This is a genomic window from Sanguibacter sp. Z1732 (genome assembly GCF_051020515.1).
In the GTDB taxonomy this organism is placed as follows: Bacteria; Actinomycetota; Actinomycetes; order Actinomycetales; family Beutenbergiaceae; genus CALKWS01.
In genome coordinates this window covers 926,945-941,473 of sequence record NZ_CP194857.1, presented here as the reverse complement: position 1 = coordinate 941,473, position 14,529 = coordinate 926,945, and the positions used below count along the sequence as shown (strand labels likewise).

Sequence of the window (14,529 nt, the reverse complement as noted above, 5' to 3'; positions counted from 1 at the left end):
AGGTCCGGGGACTCAGCCCACCACGGTGCCCGCTCGGATCACGGTGCGCGGACGGGACTCGTCCCACAGCGCCGCAGCATCGGTGCGTGGATCGGCATCGAGGATGATCATGTCCGCCACGGCGCCAGGTGCGATCCGGCCCAGGTCCTCACGTCCTAGGATGTCCGCATTCACCCGGGTGGCCGACCGGAGCACGTTGTCCACGCCGTCGGCCTCGATCTGCAGGCGCATCCCGAGGAGCTGGTCGTCCTCCAGGTCACCCATCAGGTCGGTGCCGAACCCGATCGCGACCCCGGCGGCGCGAGCGGTCGTGATCGCCTCCTGGCCGGCGTGGAAGACCTGCCGGTTCTTCTCCTGACCGTCCTCGGAGAGCCCCACCGCGGCGCCCCGGCGGTTCATCGCGTCGTACGCGACCAGCGTCGGAACCAGGAAGGCACCGTGCGTGGCCATCTCCTGTGCGGCTGCAGCATCGAGCAGGTTGCCGTGCTCGATCGTGCGAACACCGGCTCGCACGGCGTGCACGATCGACTCGGGTGAGTAGGCGTGTGCGGCCACGTAACTGTGCCGTCGGGCGGCCTCGGTGCAGATCGCCTCCAGTTCCTGCTCGGAGTACTGCGGCAGCCGGATCGGGTCGGTGGGGGAGACGACACCGCCGGATGCCATCACCTTGATGCAGTGTGCCCCGGTGCGGAGCCGGTCCCGGACGGCAGTGCGCACCGCGTCCACGCCGTCGACCACCTCGGTGATGTGCCCGGACAACGCGCACGAACCCAGATCCGCCGGACGAGGATCGCCGTGCCCCCGGTCTGGCTCAGGGCCGCGCCGGAGTAGAAGTACCGCGGCGCGGGGATCAACCCGGCCTCGATCGCCCGAGCCAGACCGATGTCCCCACCGGCCACGTCACGCACGGTGGTGAATCCCCGCGCCAGGGCCCGGCGCAGGCGCTGACCTGCGGCCAGCGCGACATAGCTCATCGGTGTCTGGTCGATCCCGAAGGCGTCCAGACCGATGCCGTAGGCGTGGAAGTGGGCGTCGATCAGCCCGGGGATCACTGTGCGACCGTGTGCGTGCACCACGGTGTCGCCGTCCTGGGGCTCCACCGCGCCGACTGCCTCGATGCGTCCATCGACCGTTCTGATCGAAGCGGCCGAGACCCGTCCGTCGTCAAGGATGGCGGCATCGGTGATCGTCAGTGCCCCGCTCACCGTGCACCGCCGTTGTGCACGCGGGTGGCCCATGCGGCCACAGCCCGCTGCACCTCGGTCCGCAACACCTCCAGTGGCACGCTGCCCAGGGCGAGGATCACGTCGTGGAAGTGCCGTAGGTCGAAGTGCTCACCGAGGGTGCCTTCGGCGTGCCTGCGCAGTTCCAGGATCGCCAGTTGCCCCAAGTAGTAGGAGGCGGCCTGGCCGGGCCAGGTGATATAGCGGTCCACCTCGGTGCTGATCTCGTGCTCGGACAACGCGGTGTTCTGCCGCAGGAAGTCCTGGGCCCGCTCCCGGCTCCAGCCCAGGGCGTGGATCCCGGGGTCGATCACCAGCCGGGCGGCCCGCCACATCTGGTAACTGAGCATCCCCATCATCTCGAACGGGGTGCGGTAGATGCCCATCTCCACCCCCAGGCGCTCGCAGTACAGCGCCCAGCCCTCACCGTAGGCGGAGATGTAGACCTCCCGCCGGTAGTCGGGGTTCTGCTCGGCCTCGGCGGCGAAGGCGCTCTGGAACGCGTGCCCCGGGGCCGCCTCGTGCAGAGTCAGCGCCGGCAGCGCGTACAGCGGCCGGGCGGGCAGGTTGTAGTAGGTGTTCAGCGTGTACCGGTCCCGACCGCCGCGGCCGGCGGTGTAGTAGGGCGCCAGGTCCGGCGGCGGTTCGATGATGCCGAACCGGCCGCGCGGGACCAATCCGAAGAACTGATGGACGACGGCGTCGAACAGTTTGCACTGCCAGGCCGCCTCCTTGAGGAGCTGGGCTGGGGTGTCCACGTAGAACTGGGGGTCGGTGCGCATGAACTCCCGCATCGCCGCGGCGTCGTCGAAGCCGGCTTCCTCGGCCACCTGGGCCATCTCGGCCTGGATCGAAGCGACCTCGGCCAGCCCGATCCGGTGGACCTCCTGCGGGTCCAGGTCCGTGGTGGTGTACTCGCGCAACTGGGCGCGGTAGAACTCGGTGCCGCCGGGGGTGGCGGCCACCGAGACGTCCTCGGGTAGGCCGGGCAGATACTCGGTGACGAGGAAGTCCAGCAGGGCGGCGTAGGCGGGGATCACCGTCTGCTCGATCACGGCGGTAGCAGCCGAGATCAGGTCCCTGCGCCGTTCGGCGCCGACCGTGGCGGGCAGGTCGGTGAACGGACGCAGGTAGGCGACCTGGTCGGCGCTGGTGGCCTCGGCCACACTGCGGGCGGTGCCCTCCCGCCCGGCCATAGCCACCCTCGGTGGGGCGAACCCGCGGCGCAGGCCGGTGCGCATGTTCTCGATGTGCTGGTCGAACCAACGCGGCAACTGGCGCAACTGCTCCAGGAACGCCTGGGCCTGCTCATAGGTCATCGAGACCCGGGCCAGGCCCTGATGGTCGGTCCAGAACGCGGTGTCGGAGTTCATCGGGCGCTCAAACACCCGGTGGTCCACGTGGGCGATCAGGGCCTCGATCTGGGTGAGGTAGACCGCCAGGTCCACCCGGGCACGCGCCGAAAGCGCTGCGGTATCCAGGCCGGCCAGTTCCTCCTTGACCGAGCGCCAGTGCTCGCCGCGGGCCTGCCAGGCCGGCGCGGAGACGTCCGGCAGGCGCGCATCGACCTCCTGTCCAGTAGTAGAACTGGCTGCCGAGTTCCTGGAGCCGCCAGGTCCACTCGGCCTCGGAGATACGCCGGAACTCGGTCTCGGCGGGGCTGCTGCCTCCGGCGGAGGTGCTCATCGGTGCTGGTCGTCCTTTCGTCGCTGACTGGTGGCCGCGTCGTCTGCCTCGTCTGCCGCAGTTGTCTCGTCGGCCGCAGCTGTCTCGTCTGTCTCGGCTGTCGCGGCTGCCGAGGCTGCCTCGGCGCGGATCCGGGCGGCATCCCATTCGGTGGGGATGCGCGGTACGGCAGCGAGCAGTTCCTGGGTGTAGGCCTGGCCGGGTGCGTCGAAGATCTGCGCGCACGAGCCCTGCTCGACCACCTTGCCCTTGTGCATCACGGCCACCTGGTCGGCGATCTCGCGCACCACGGCCAGGTCATGGGCGATGAAGAGGTAACTCAGGCCCAGATCGCGTTTGAGGTCCTGGAGCAGATCGATCACCTGGGCCTGCACCGACACGTCCAGGGCGGAGACCGCCTCGTCGCAGATCACGACCTTGGGGTTGACCGCCAGCGCCCGAGCGATCCCGATTCGCTGGGCCTGCCCGCCGGAGAACTGGTGCGGGTAGCGGGTGGAGTGATCGGGGTTCAGGCCCACCCGGGCCATCAGGTCCTTCACCCGGGTGCGGTAGGAGACCTTGGTGCGGATGCCTTGGTAGCGCAGGGGTGCCGACACGATCCGCTCCACGTCGTGGCGGGGATTGAGCGAGGAGTAGGGATCCTGGAACACCAGTTGCACGTTGCGGCGGAAGGTGCGCAGATGGCTGTCGGTGGCCTGGGTGACGTCGGTGCCCTCGAGGTAGACCGACCCAGCCGTGGCGGGGATGAGCAGGGAGAGCAGCCGGGCGCTGGTGGACTTGCCCGATCCCGACTCCCCCACCACCGCCAACGTCTGGGCCTGGTGCACCCGCAGGCTCACGTCATCGACCGCCAGTAACGTCTCGGGCCGGCGGCCCTTGGCCCTGGTGGTGTAACTCTTGGCCAGGTTGCGGCCCTCGAGCAGTACCTCACCCATCAGTGCACCTGCCCATCGATGCGTGGCGTGGCATGCAGCAACTGGGTGGTGTACTCGTGCTGCGGGGCGGAGAAGATGCGCTCGGCGGGGCCCGCCTCGACCTGTCTGCCGTGGCGCATCACGAGGATGTCATCGGCCATCTGGGAGACCACCGCCAGGTCGTGGGTGATGAAGATCATCGCGATACCGGTCTGCTCCTGCAGTCCGCTGAGCAGTTCCAGGATCCGTGCCTGCACCGTCACGTCCAGTGCGGTGGTGGGCTCATCGGCAATGAGCAGGTCCGGCTCGCACACCAGCGCCATGGCGATCATGATGCGCTGGCGCATGCCGCCGGAGAACTGGTGCGGGTAGTGGTCGTACCGGTCCGCCGGGGAGGGGATGCGCACCTGCTCCATCGCCTCGACCGCCACCGCGCGTGCCTGTTTGCGGGAGGCGTTGCGGTGCGCCCGGTAGGCCTCGGCGATCTGGAAGCCCACGGAGTAGTACGGGTTCAGGGAGGAGAGCGGGTCCTGGAACACGATCGAGATCCGGTTCCCGCGCAGCCGGCGCATCTGCGCATCGCTTCGGCCCAGCAGCGCCTCACCGTCGAAGACGACACTGCCGCTAGCCCGCGCCCCCACCGGGAGCAGGCCCATCAGGGCCAAGGAGGTCATCGACTTGCCGGACCCGGACTCACCCACCACACCCAGGGTGCGGCCACGCTGCACATGCAACGAGACCCCGTCCACCACGGCGGTGGCCCGGCGCGCTTCGCCGAACTCCACGGTCAGGTCCCGCACTTCCAGCAGGGGCGCGGTGGTGGGAGCGGTACCAGCCTCGGCGGTCGTACGGCGCGGGCTCATGAGACGGCCGTCCGCACGCGCGGGTCCAGCACCGGGTAGAGCAGGTCCACCACGATGTTCATCAACACCACGGCCACACCCGCCACGATCGTCACACCCATGATCACCGGTTGGTCGTTAGTGCTGATCGCGTCGTAGGCGAGCTTGCCCACCCCGTTCAGGCCGAACACGGTCTCGGTGATCAGGGCCCCACCGAGCAGGGCCGCGAAGTCCATCCCGAACAGGGTGGACACCGGGGTCAGTGAGGGTCGCAGGGCGTGCCTGGTCAGCAACGGGCCGCGGGACAGACCCTTCGCCCGGGCGGTGCGCATGAAGTTCTCCGAGAGGGTCTCCAGCACGTTGGCCCGGGTCAGCCGGGTGTACATCGCGGCATACATGAGCGAGAGCACCACCCACGGCATCAGGTAGGCCTGGAACCATCGCACCGGGTCATCGCTGAACGGCACGGCAGAGGGGAAGGGCAGGATGCCCAGTTGTACCACCAGCAGGTACTGCAGGATCAGGGCCACGAAGTAGTTCGGCAGCGCGATCCCGGCCAGGGCGGTGCCCATCGCCGCACGGTCCCACCAGCTGCCGGCCTTGACCGCGCTGACCAGGCCGGCGCTCACCCCGGCGAACAGCCACAGCACCGCCGCGCCGATCGCCACGGTCGCGGTGACCGGGAACCGGTCGGCGATCATGGTCAGCACCGACTGGCGGGTCTGGAAGCTGTACCCCAGGCATGGGGCGTCGCAGAACACCGCGGAGGCACCGGTGCCGTAGGAGCGGCCCACGAAGATTCCGGACAGGAAGGTCCAGAACTGGGTCAGGAAGGGGTCCTGCAGTCCCAGGCGGGTGCGGATGTCGTGGATACGTTCGGCCGAACAGGTCTGCCCGCAGATGCTCGCTGCCGGGTCCGGGGTGAGCCAGAAGAAGATGATGAAGGTGAACAGCACCACCGCGAACAACACCACGGCGGCTGCGAACAGCCGCCGGATCAGGTAGGTCAGCATCAGCCTTGCGCCCCCCTCGCCAGACCCTTCTGCAGGGCGTCTCCGAGCACCATGAACGACAGCACCGTCAAGGTCAGGAAGATGCCGGGGAAGATGAAGAACAGTGGGTGGGAGGCGTACCAGGGCACGGCCGCCGCCACCATCTGCCCCCAGGACGCCGTGGGCGGCTGCACCCCCACACCGAGGAAGGACAGGCCCGCCTCGGTGGCGATGAAGTTCGGGATCGACAGGGTCGCCAGCACGATGATCGAGGCCACCAGGTTCGGCAGCACCTCCTGGAAGACGATCCGGAGCCTGCTGGCCCCAGCCGCTCGGGCCGCTTCGACGAACTCCCGTTCTGTCACTGACATCGCCTGGCCGCGCACGACTCGGGCGATCGCCGGCCAACCGAAGATGGCCAGCACGAGCACCAGCATCAGGGGCCGGTTCCCGCCCGGGATCGCCGAGAGGATCGCGATCATGAAGATCAGCGCGGGGAAGGCCATCAAGAAGTCCATGATCCGGGAGATCACCTGATCGACCACCCCGCGCAGGAACCCGGCGAGCACCCCCAGGGTGACGCCCAGGGCCGTGGTCAGGACGGCCGCGGCCACCGCGATCGTCAGGGAGATCCGCGCGCCGTAGACGATCCGGGCGAAGATGTCGCGCCCGTTCAGCGGTTCCACACCGAACCAGTGGTCGGCGGAGATGCCGCCGTAGCGCCCCTCCGGGAGGCCCCCGCGGGCCGGGTCCAACTGGTCCTGGTGGAACTCCAGTGGACCCGAGCCGCTGATCGAGGTGAGCACCGGCGCGAGGATCGCCATCAGGGCCACGATCCCCAGGAAACTCAGCGCCAGCACCGCGGAGGGGCGGAGCAGGGCCCGGCGCATCGCGCTGCTGCGCTTGCCGGGTTGCTCCGCGTCCTCCTCGGGGCCGAGATGTTCCTCCGCCGTGAGCTGGGTGCTCAGGGTCATCGAAGACTCAGCCCTCTGGGTCGATCAGACCAACAGAGGCGTAGTCGATGTACCCGGTGCGGGCGGCGTGGGCGTAGGCGTCGCCGACGTTCTCCCCCACCATCTGCAAGGGGGTCTCCCGTACCAGCGGCACCACCGGGGCGTGTTCCATGATCTCCCGGTTCAACTCGGCGTAGGCAGCGTTCTGCTCGTCGATGTCGGTGATCATCTCGATCTCGCGGAACCGGTCGTTGATCTCGGGTTCGTCGAACTGGGACATGTTGGTGTTGCCCGATTCGGAGATCCGGGTGCCGTCGAACAGCGGCGTCAGCAGCGGGGTACCGGAGAGCCAGCTACCGCACCAGCCGTAGATGGCCATGTCGTTCTGCTGGGCCGGGGTGCCGATCGCCTCGTAGTAGGTTGCGCCGTCGATGACGTTCAGTTCCACGCTGATCCCGGCAGCCTGCAGGGACTGCTGGACGGCCTCAGCCTGTGCCTGCCATTTCGGAATGCCGCGCACGTCCATGACGAAGGACAACTCGTCCGCGTCGTAGCCGGCCTCCTCGATCATGCTGCGGGCGAGTTCGGGGTCACCCTCGGAGTTGTCGGTCGGGTAAAGGTCGAACTCTTCCCGGCCCGGCACCGTGGGCAGCAGCATCTCGGTAGCGACCTCGGCGACCGCCGGCCCGCCGGTGGCGGTGATCACGCTCTGCCGGTCGATCGCGTAGTTGAGGGCCTGCCGCACGGTCAGGTCCGACATCACGTCCTTGGTGGTGTTCAGGGTCAGGAACGTGGTGCAGGTCGGCAGGATCTGGATGGTGCGCTCCCGCAGCGTCTCATCATCGAGCACCCGGCCCAGGCTGGCCGGCAGCAGCGGGTTGGTGCTGGAGATGACCGCGTTGCGGTCATCCCCCTGTCCGGTCAGCGCGCGCTGGTCGATGGTGTTGGGATCCAGGCCGAAGACGAACTCGAACGCATCGGGCTGCGCCGCGCGGACCGGGTCGGTCTCCGGGTCCCACTCCTCGTTGCGCACCAGGGAGACGTGCGAGCCGCGCTCGTAGGACTCCACCCGGTAGGGACCCGAGGCGATGGGTTGGACGTCGATCTGCTCCACGTCCACCTCGCCGTCGGGGAAGGGGGTGAACGGTGGGTTGGCCGCCACGGCGTTGAAGTCGGCCAACGGCCGCTCCAGGGTGAACTCGATCGTGCGGTCATCGGGCGTGCTGATCGAGTCCAGGCCCTCCGGGGCGTCGTAGATGCCCGCGTACTCGCGGGCACCGTCGATCACCATGTGCAGGTCCGAACCGATCGCCAGGCCGGGGTCCATGGACCGTTCCAGCGCGTACTTCAGATCGTGGGAGGTGATCGGGGTGCCGTCCTCGTACCGCAGGCCCTCCCGCAGGGTGAAGGTCCACACGGTGGCGTCCTCGTTCGGGGTGCCCAGGTCCTCGGCGAGGTCCCCGACCAGCGTCATCTCCTCGGTCTCGGGGTCGTAGACGTAGTTGGTCAGGTGGCGGTAGATCAGGTGGTAGAAGTTGTTGACGTTGCCGTCGTTACCCATCGTCGGGTCCAGGTGGGAGAAGTCCACCGCGCCGAGGACGGTGACGGTCCCGCCGGGGCTGGCCGCGGGGGTGCGCAGGGCGAAACCGGCTTCGGTCAGCGTCACCTCCGACTCGCCGCCGGAGTCGTCCCCCGATCCGGTCGAACCGTTGCCGGTGCCGGCGCCGGCTCCGTTCGAACAGGCCCCGAGCGCCAGTGCGCCGGCGATGAGCAGCGCCCCCAGGGCCTTGCTGCGAGTTGACTTCATAGTCCTGAACTCCGTCTTTGGGTGAGTGGTATGTCACATAGTGGGGCAGCCTCCGGGCATGGTCAAGGGCGTCGTGCAAGCGTTACCTGTCCGTGATCGTGGTTTACCGGTGGGCGGGAAGTTGTGGGTCTCGGCGCGCCCGGGCGCACTCAGCCGCTACCGGCCTTGGCCGGCACGCGCGTCATCGCGTTGGCTCAGGTGAACAGGCAGAAGGGGTGGCCGGCGGGGTCGATCAGGACGCTCACCTGCGGCTGGGGTTGGACCTCGGCCTCGACGGCCCCGCACCGGAGCGCCCATCGCACCGCCGCGTCCAGGTCCTGCACCCAGATGTCCAGGTGCTGGGTGGCCACCTGTGCGCCGGGGCGGGCGGGCCAGACCGGGGGGCGGTGTGGTGACGTTCGAACTCGACGTTCAGCGTAGGCCCGGACCCCTCGGGGGCGCGGATCTGGGCCCAGCCGCCGTCGGGCTCCTCACTGGTGACCTGCAGTCCGAGCAGGTCGGCGTAAAAGGCGGCCAGCGCCGCCGGCTCCGGGGCACCGATCGTGATCGAGGTGAGTCTCATCGACGGTCGTTCCATGATGCTCCTCCGTTCTCATGGGCGGTAACCACGCAGCGACCACCCGGTGGCGGTACGGCCAGCCGGTGGCTAGTGGGGTGGCCCCCCCAACCGGGCCGCCGGCGCCAGGTCGGCGGGCAGATCCTCGCCCAGGGCAGCCTGGGCCAACGCCTGCCCGAGGGCGGGAGCCTGCTTGAACAGGTTGTGCCCGACGACGGCGCTCACCCCGGGTCCCTGCCACACGCCGACGCCGTCGGAGCCCCAGGGCAGTTCGGTGACCCAGCAGTGCACGTGCCCCACCGGGTCCGGGTCCAATCCGGGCAGGGCCGTGGCGACGTAGGCCCGGGCCTGCTCGGCCAGGTCGGCCAGGCGCTGCGCACCTCCGGGGGCGGTGAGGTCGGTGGTGCTGCTCAGGCCCAGGGAGTAGCGGGTGTTGCCGGGGTGGGCTGCGGCGTAGACCCCGGTTGCGCCGAACGCCCCGCTGGAGTCCTGCAGCGTCGCCAGTCGCTCCCGAACTCCCCCGGTCACCGCGAACGTCAGACGGACATGGGCGCTGAGACGCACCGGGATAGCCATGTCGGGCACCAGTTCGGCCGTGCGGGCGCCGGCGCAGACCAGCACATGATCATGCCGGCGCCGACCGGTCAGGGTGCGCACCTCCACCCGGGAACCAGCGGGACCGATGGTGATGACCTGCTCTCCGACGAGGCCTTGGTGCAGCGCCCCGGTCAGTGCCGCGATGGCGGTCTCGGTGCGGATCGATCCGCCGCCGGTATCGAGAACGGCCGGGCCGTCGTAGGGCGCCAGGATCGGGAGGGCTCGAGCGACCTGATCCGGATCAACCCGGGCAGCTTCGACGCCCTCGATGCCGGCCAGGATGCGGAGTTTGTCGAGGGCACCATCACCTAGCGACAGTGCGCCGTCAGCGGAGAGCAGTTCGGTGCCGAAGTCGCGTTCCCACTGGCGCCAGATGTGGCGGCTGCGCACCGCCCAGGTCACCATGCGCGGATCGTCGTGGGCGTGGCGGAAGATCCGCGAGCACCCAGCGGACTGCCCGCTGCCCGGCGCGGCCGGTTCGTACACAGTGACATCGGCCCCGCGCTGCCGCGCGGCGTAGGCGGCGGCCAGGCCCACGATGCCGGCACCGACGACGGCGACGTCGGCCATAGTGCCTCCTGGGGTACGCGGATACCGGCCTAGGCGTTCATCGTCGGGGCGACCGGGGGAGTCGTCAACCGCTGACTACCTCAGGTCCTTGCGCAGTTCCTCGTTGGTCTCGGTGGCGCGGCGGCGCGTGCCGTCCTCAGCGACGTAGGCGTAACTGAACTGACGGTTTCGGTGCGTCCGGTGGCGACGTAACCCAGGCGCAGGTACAGGGCGCGGGCCCGGTGGTTGCCCAGTTCCACCCCCAAGGTGGCGTGGTCGTGACCTTGTTCGCGAAGCAGGTCCTCGGCGGCTGCGATCAAGGCGGTGCCCACCCCGCGCCCCCGGGCGCGGGAGTCAACCTGCAGGTGCCGCAACTCGCCGCGGGCCACCAGCACACCACCGATCACCTCATCGGCCTCGCGGGCCACCAGGTAGGTCGCCTCCCCGGCGCGCCGGCGCGCGTCGTCCCCGACGGCGGCCGCGGCGCCGGGAGGTTCGCGGCGGGGCGCGGCGGTGACATCGGCCGGCACCGCCACACGCACGATCATGATCGGCCAGGGTACTGGCTGTGCTGCTGCCCCTCACCGCGCCCCCGGCCCGGTGAGACGCCCGGCAACAGGGAAGCGGGGTGTGGCAGCATGGCCGATCGTGCGTCGTTCCTTGGAGGATCTGGGTCTGCGGCGGATGACCCCGGCCCAGCAGTTGCGGGCCGGACGGTTGCCGCTGCGTTTGGGGACGCTCTTTCTGGGGCTGACCCTGTTCGGTGTCTCCCTCGCGGTGATGATCCAGGCGGGCCTGGGCATGATGCCCTGGGACGTGCTCCACTACGGCCTGTCCCGGCACCTGCCGCTGAGTATCGGCACGATCCTCATCGGCCTGTCGTTGCTGTTGCTGTTGCTGTGGATCCCGCTTCGGGAGATGCCGGGCGTGGGCACGATCGCCAACGCGATCTGGGTCGGGATCGTGCTGGACCTGGCGCTGATGGTGGTGCCGGCGGTAGAGCCCCTGGCCGCCCGGATCCCGATGATGGTCGGAGGCATCGTCCTGAACGGAATTGCCACCGCGATGTACATCGGCGCCCAGCTGGGGCCGGGACCGCGCGATGGCCTGAGCACGGCGCTGGCCCGGCTGCTACCGGTGAGCCTGCGCGTGGTGCGCACCGGGATCGAGGTGATCGTGGTGCTCACCGGGTGGATGCTCGGGGGCGTGGTCGGGGTCGGCACGGTGCTGTTCGCCCTGGCGATCGGCCCGCTGACCCAGACCTTCCTGCCCTTCCTGGCGGTGCGTTTGCCCCCGGTGCACCCGGGCCAGGGTTCGCGCGCGCCCACCCGCTCCTGACACCCGCGCCTGATTCACGCGCCGCGCCCCACCCGCGCCTGAGGCCCGAACCGCAACCTCTCGCAGTGGTCAGGATTGGGCGGACTCGACGTAGAACAGGCGCTTGTTCACGAACTCATCCATGCCCAGCGGACCCAGCTCGCGTCCGTAGCCGGAGCGTTTGACCCCACCGAAGGGCATGTCCGCGGTCTCGGGTGCCGGGGCGTTCGCCCCGGCCATCCCCACCTGCATCTGCTCGGCGAAGGCCTCTGCCCGGCCCGGCTCGGTGGCGAACACGGTGCCGCTGAGGCCGTAGGGGGAGTCATTGGCCAACCGCAGCGCCTCCTCTTCCGAGGCCACTTTGTACACCGCGGCGACCGGTCCGAACAGTTCCTCACGGTAGGCGCGGGCGCCGGCGGGAATGTCGGTCAGCACCGCCGGGGCCACGTAGTTGCCCGGCCGGTCCAGGTGGGTCCCGCCCACGTGCAGCGTGGCGCCGTGGTCGACCGCGTCGCGCACCTGCTCCAGCAACAACGCAGCGGCCGACGGCGAGGACAGCGGCCCGTAGGTGCCCTCGGCGCCCGTAGCCGGATCGGCCGGGGTCAACGCCGCTACCTGGGTGCGCAGTTCGTCCACGAACTCCTCGTACACATCGGCCAGGACGATCATGCGTTTGTTGGAGTTACACGCCTGCCCGGTGTTCTCCATCCGCACTGCCAGCGCCTCGCGTGCCGCCGCCCGCGGGTCCGAGCTGGACAGCACCACATAGGGGTCGGACCCACCGAGTTCGAGCACCACCTTCTTCAGGTGCCGCCCGGCCTGCTCGGCCACGGCCGCTCCGGCCCGCTCAGAGCCGGTCAGGGAGATCCCCTGGATCCGCGGGTCGGCGATGATGGTGGAGACCTGCTCGTGGGTGGCGAACAGGTTCTGGTACACCCCCGCCGGCACCCCGGCGTCATGGAACAGGCGCTGTACCGCCAGGGCCGAGGCCGGGCAGATCTCGGCATGCTTGAGGATGATCGTGTTTCCCAGCATCAGGTTCGGCGCCACGAACCGGGCCACCTGGTAGTAGGGGTAGTTCCACGGCATGATCCCCAGCAACGGGCCCAGTGCGCGGCGCTGGATCACGGCGCGCGCACCGTCGGCCTCGGTGAGCACCCGGTCGGCGGCCAGGCCCGGCCCCTCGGCGGCGTAATAGGAGAAGATGTCCCGGCAGAACTCCACCTCCTCGTGGGACTCGGCGATCGGCTTGCCCATCTCGGTGGTGATGGTGGTCGCCAACTCATCCGCGCGCTCGGTGAACAACTCACCGATCCGGGCCACGATCGCGGCCCGTTCCTCGATCGGTCTCGCGGCGAACTCGCCGAATGCCTGCGCCGAGGCCGCCAGCGCCTCCGCGATCTGGTCATCGGTGGCGAAATCGTAGGTAGCCAGCACCTCCCCGGTGGCCGGGTTCTGGGTGCGGTAGGCAGGGGACGTCGTCATGGGATGCTCCTGGGATCAGACCGATGATGCCGGCGGAACGCCGGCCCGGCGGGGTCGGTATGCACCGACCCCGCCGTCGGTGCCATCCTGACCAGGGCGGTAGGTAAAGTAAAGATGACGCGGCTGCCTCAGTGAGCACCGCACGGTCGGCGGAGGTGGCGCAGTGAGTACGTCAACGCCGCGTGGTTATGGCCACGACCTGCAACACGACGCCGCGTGGCTGCAGAGCAAGATCACCGGCGCCAGCCCCACCCCGTTCTGGCTGGACTCCCCGGCGCGGCCGGCTCCGCGCCCGGCCCTGAGCGGTGACGCCCGCGCGGACCTGGTGGTGGTCGGTGCCGGATACTGCGGCTTGTGGGCGGCTTTGATCGCCATGGAACGTGACCCCGGCCGGTCGGTGATCGTGCTGGAGGCGCGCCAGGCGGGCTGGGCGGCCAGCGGCCGCAACGGGGGCTTCTGCGAAATGAGCCTGACCCATGGCGAGGTCAACGGCGCCCGCCACTTCGCCGGCGAGCTGCCCGCGATCGAGCAGGTGGCCCGGGCGAACTTCCGCGGCCTGGAGCGGTCCATCGAGCGGTACGGCATCGATGCCGAGTACGAGAACACCGGCATCCTGGTGGTGGCCACCGAGGAACACCAGGTGGACCCGCTGCGCGCCGCAGCTCACGCCTCGCCGGACCCGGACTCGCGATTCTTCGACCGCGACCAGGTGCGCGAGCAGGTCGACTCACCGCTGTACCTGGCCGGCCGGTTCAAGAAGGATGGGTACTCCTTCGTCCATCCGGCCAAACTGGCCTGGGGGTTGCGCCGGGCCTGTCTGGACCTGGGCGTGCAGATCTATGAGCACACCCCCGTGCGGGGCCTGGTCCGGTCCAGCCGCGACGTTCAGTGCGTACCGACGGCGGGACCATCCGGGCGCGGAAGGTGGCGCTGGCCACCAACGGCTTCCCAGCGCTGTTGGCCCGGAACCAGTGGTTCTCGGTGCCGATCTACGACTACGCGTTGATGACCCAGCCGCTCACCGACGCCCAACTGGAGGCGATCGGCTGGACCGGCCGGCACGGGATCACCGACTCCTCCCGCGAGTTCCACTACTACCGCAAGAGCGCCGACAACCGGATCCTCTTCGGTGGCTACGACGCGATCTACCACCGCGGCGGCAAGGTGCGCGGCGCGCAGGAGCAACGACCCGAGACCTTCCTACGCCTGGCCGATCACTTCCTCAGCACCTTCCCGCAACTGCAGGACATCACCTTCACCCACGCCTGGGGCGGGATGATCGACATGTCCACGAACCTGGTGGCATTCCACGGCACCGCCATGGGCGGGCATGTGGCCTACAGCGCCGGCTTCACCGGGCTGGGCGTGGGGGCCACCCGGTTCGGTGCCGAGACCATGCTCGACCTGCTCGAGGGCGATGAGACCCCGCGGACCCGGCTGGCCATGGTGGGCTCCAAACCGATGCCGGTGCCACCGGAGCCGCTGGCCTATCCGCTGATCCAGCTGATGCGCCGGGCGGTGGCCAAGTCCGACGCCCGCCACGACGGCCGGGACACCTTCCTGCTGCGCCTGGCCGACCGCTTCGGCGTGGGATTCGATTCCTGACCC

General features: G+C 69.4%; 12 protein-coding genes and 3 pseudogenes. 2 read left to right on the top strand and 13 right to left on the bottom strand.

The features are described from left to right. Positions 1–12 precede the first annotated feature (12 nt). From ACRRRO_RS05095 to ACRRRO_RS05040, 12 genes and pseudogenes are all read right to left on the bottom strand, one after another. Positions 13–717, bottom strand: a complete 705-nt coding sequence (locus ACRRRO_RS05095; RefSeq protein ID WP_434081553.1) for an amidohydrolase family protein — start codon at positions 715–717, stop codon at positions 13–15. Continuing rightward, a complete protein-coding gene (locus ACRRRO_RS05090; protein WP_434081163.1) occupies positions 663–1,205 on the bottom strand; it encodes an amidohydrolase family protein in 543 nt (180 codons plus the stop codon). The genes ACRRRO_RS05095 and ACRRRO_RS05090 overlap by 55 nt, the downstream gene beginning before the upstream one ends. Further along, positions 1,202–2,791, bottom strand: a pseudogene (locus ACRRRO_RS05085) (DUF885 domain-containing protein); the annotation flags it as partial. The pseudogene ACRRRO_RS05085 and the gene ACRRRO_RS05090, both read right to left, overlap by 4 nt. 114 nt (positions 2,792–2,905) lie before the next feature. Further along, positions 2,906–3,844: an ATP-binding cassette domain-containing protein gene (locus ACRRRO_RS05080; protein ID WP_424796616.1), complete on the bottom strand. Its 939-nt coding sequence runs from the start codon at positions 3,842–3,844 to the stop codon at positions 2,906–2,908. Continuing rightward, positions 3,844–4,686 carry an ABC transporter ATP-binding protein gene (locus tag ACRRRO_RS05075; RefSeq protein WP_424796615.1) on the bottom strand — a complete coding sequence of 281 codons (843 nt, stop codon included), beginning with the start codon at positions 4,684–4,686 and terminating at the stop codon, positions 3,844–3,846. Before ACRRRO_RS05075 ends, ACRRRO_RS05080 begins: the two co-directional genes overlap by 1 nt. Further along, positions 4,683–5,678, bottom strand: coding sequence for an ABC transporter permease (locus ACRRRO_RS05070; protein ID WP_424786477.1), 996 nt, complete (start codon positions 5,676–5,678; stop codon positions 4,683–4,685). The genes ACRRRO_RS05075 and ACRRRO_RS05070 overlap by 4 nt, the downstream gene beginning before the upstream one ends. Further along, on the bottom strand, positions 5,678–6,631 hold the full coding sequence (locus ACRRRO_RS05065; protein WP_424796614.1) for an ABC transporter permease: 954 nt from the start codon (positions 6,629–6,631) through the stop codon (positions 5,678–5,680). The genes ACRRRO_RS05070 and ACRRRO_RS05065 overlap by 1 nt, the downstream gene beginning before the upstream one ends. A 7-nt stretch (positions 6,632–6,638) precedes the next feature. Beyond that, positions 6,639–8,417 (bottom strand): ABC transporter substrate-binding protein, encoded by a 1,779-nt coding sequence (locus ACRRRO_RS05060; protein WP_424796613.1) that lies wholly within the window; start codon positions 8,415–8,417, stop codon positions 6,639–6,641. 194 nt (positions 8,418–8,611) lie between these two features. Continuing rightward, positions 8,612–8,872, bottom strand: a complete 261-nt coding sequence (locus tag ACRRRO_RS05055; protein WP_434081552.1) for a VOC family protein — start codon at positions 8,870–8,872, stop codon at positions 8,612–8,614. Between the two features lie 44 nt (positions 8,873–8,916). Next, a pseudogene (locus ACRRRO_RS05050) lies at positions 8,917–8,979 on the bottom strand (hypothetical protein); the annotation flags it as partial. Positions 8,980–9,063: 84 nt separating this feature from the next. Further along, complete coding sequence (locus tag ACRRRO_RS05045; RefSeq protein WP_424796611.1) at positions 9,064–10,140, bottom strand: NAD(P)/FAD-dependent oxidoreductase; 1,077 nt, start codon at positions 10,138–10,140, stop codon at positions 9,064–9,066. 80 nt (positions 10,141–10,220) lie between these two features. Next, a complete protein-coding gene (locus ACRRRO_RS05040; protein ID WP_434081162.1) occupies positions 10,221–10,667 on the bottom strand; it encodes a GNAT family N-acetyltransferase in 447 nt (148 codons plus the stop codon). Positions 10,668–10,767: 100 nt separating this feature from the next. On the opposite strand from ACRRRO_RS05040, the gene ACRRRO_RS05035 reads away from it, so the two are divergent. Beyond that, positions 10,768–11,457 carry a YczE/YyaS/YitT family protein gene (locus ACRRRO_RS05035; RefSeq protein WP_434081161.1) on the top strand — a complete coding sequence of 230 codons (690 nt, stop codon included), beginning with the start codon at positions 10,768–10,770 and terminating at the stop codon, positions 11,455–11,457. 69 nt (positions 11,458–11,526) lie between these two features. On the opposite strand, the gene ACRRRO_RS05030 is transcribed toward ACRRRO_RS05035, so the two are convergent. After that, positions 11,527–12,921: an NAD-dependent succinate-semialdehyde dehydrogenase gene (locus ACRRRO_RS05030; protein ID WP_424796608.1), complete on the bottom strand. Its 1,395-nt coding sequence runs from the start codon at positions 12,919–12,921 to the stop codon at positions 11,527–11,529. 373 nt (positions 12,922–13,294) lie between these two features. Here ACRRRO_RS05030 and ACRRRO_RS05025 point away from each other — a divergent pair. After that, positions 13,295–14,526 (top strand): annotated as a pseudogene (locus tag ACRRRO_RS05025) (NAD(P)/FAD-dependent oxidoreductase). Positions 14,527–14,529 lie beyond the last annotated feature (3 nt).

What these genes read in the sequence shown, in the direction of transcription:
- ACRRRO_RS05045 (WP_424796611.1), bottom strand. Translation starts at nt 10,140, where the DNA reads ATGGCCGACGTCGCCGTCGTCGGTGCCGGCATCGTGGGCCTGGCCGCC.
- ACRRRO_RS05065 (WP_424796614.1), bottom strand. Translation starts at nt 6,631, where the DNA reads ATGACCCTGAGCACCCAGCTCACGGCGGAGGAACATCTCGGCCCCGAG.
- ACRRRO_RS05080 (WP_424796616.1), bottom strand. Translation starts at nt 3,844, where the DNA reads ATGGGTGAGGTACTGCTCGAGGGCCGCAACCTGGCCAAGAGTTACACC.
- ACRRRO_RS05040 (WP_434081162.1), bottom strand. Translation starts at nt 10,667, where the DNA reads ATGATCGTGCGTGTGGCGGTGCCGGCCGATGTCACCGCCGCGCCCCGC.
- ACRRRO_RS05075 (WP_424796615.1), bottom strand. Translation starts at nt 4,686, where the DNA reads ATGAGCCCGCGCCGTACGACCGCCGAGGCTGGTACCGCTCCCACCACC.
- ACRRRO_RS05070 (WP_424786477.1), bottom strand. Translation starts at nt 5,678, where the DNA reads ATGCTGACCTACCTGATCCGGCGGCTGTTCGCAGCCGCCGTGGTGTTG.
- ACRRRO_RS05030 (WP_424796608.1), bottom strand. Translation starts at nt 12,921, where the DNA reads ATGACGACGTCCCCTGCCTACCGCACCCAGAACCCGGCCACCGGGGAG.
- ACRRRO_RS05060 (WP_424796613.1), bottom strand. Translation starts at nt 8,417, where the DNA reads ATGAAGTCAACTCGCAGCAAGGCCCTGGGGGCGCTGCTCATCGCCGGC.